1 protein-coding gene is annotated in these 1,149 nt (G+C 55.4%); it reads left to right on the top strand.

What is annotated here, in order from left to right; genetic code table 11:
- Window positions 1-17 precede the first annotated feature (17 nt).
- Window positions 18-1,149, top strand: a protein-coding gene (locus ACJ8J5_RS24730) for an IS3 family transposase (protein ID WP_414105109.1) whose coding sequence is annotated in 2 segments (ribosomal slippage) — window positions 18-360 and window positions 360-1,149 — 1,133 coding nt annotated over the 2 segments. Because the reading frame shifts where the segments join, the coding sequence is not laid out codon by codon here. This gene is flagged as partial in the annotation.

Consider the following 1,149-nt stretch of genomic DNA (forward strand, 5'->3'; position numbering starts at 1 on the left):
GCACAGAGGAAAATGTGATGAACCAGTATATTAAACGCACACAACGCGATTACTCTCTATCCTTTAAACTGGCTGTCGTCGAACAGGTCGAAAAAGGCGAGATGACATACCGCCAGGCGCAAGATCGCTACGGTATCCAGGGCAGCCAGACTGTCATGAACTGGCTGCGCAAATACGGTCAACTTGACTGGCGAACTTCTCCTTCCACCAGAACGTGCGGAGACAACATGCCCAAACTCCCCCTGACGCCCGAACAGCGTATTAAAGAACTTGAGCAGCAACTGGCTGAATCTGAAGTCAAAGCCCAGTTCTTCGAAGCTGTCGTCAAAGTGATGAACACCGACTTTGGCGCCACGCTGACAAAAAAGCAGCTAACCGCCTTATCGCGCAAACACAAGTACCGGGACTCACAGTAACGCGGGCCTGCCGATGGATGGGCATCAGCCGACAAGCGTGGTATCAGTCCCTGCAGCGTGAAGCAGGCAAAGAGGAGCAGGCCCGGCATCTCGTCGAACAGGTGACGGCCATCCGCTTGCACCAACCCCGACTGGGGACACGTAAGCTGCATCACCTGTTGCGGCAACACCCCGAACCGGCGTTGCATGTGGGCCGTGACCGGCTGTTCAGTATCCTGCGCTGCGCGCGATTACTGGTGATGCCTAAACGGGCATATCACAAGACGACGCACAGCCATCATCGTTTTTATCGCCATCCCAACCTGCTAAAAGCGGGAGACAATCAAGTAATAGCCAGCCGTCCGGAACAGGTATGGGTGGCGGATATCACCTACCTGCCGCTGAGAACGGGGACGGCGTATGTCAGCCTGGTAACGGATGCCTGGTCGAGAAAAATCGTGGGATATCACGTGCATGACAGTCTGCATACCCGGCATGTCGCCTGCGCGTTCAAAATGGCACTGGCCGGCAGACGCACGGCGTTGCCGTTGGTGCATCACTCGGACAGGGGTATCCAGTACTGCTCGCAGGAATATCAGGCGTTACATCAGCAGTATGGCGTCATCTGCTCGATGACGGACGGGTATGACTGTTATCAGAACGCGCTGGCGGAACGGATAAACGGGATACTCAAAACGGAATACCTGCTCGGCAGGCCAGAAGATATCGCGCAGGCAAGAAAGATGGTCAGGGA

It is taken from the genome of Serratia sp. CY43202 (assembly GCF_052168755.1).
GTDB lineage: Bacteria > Pseudomonadota > Gammaproteobacteria > Enterobacterales > Enterobacteriaceae > Serratia > Serratia bockelmannii.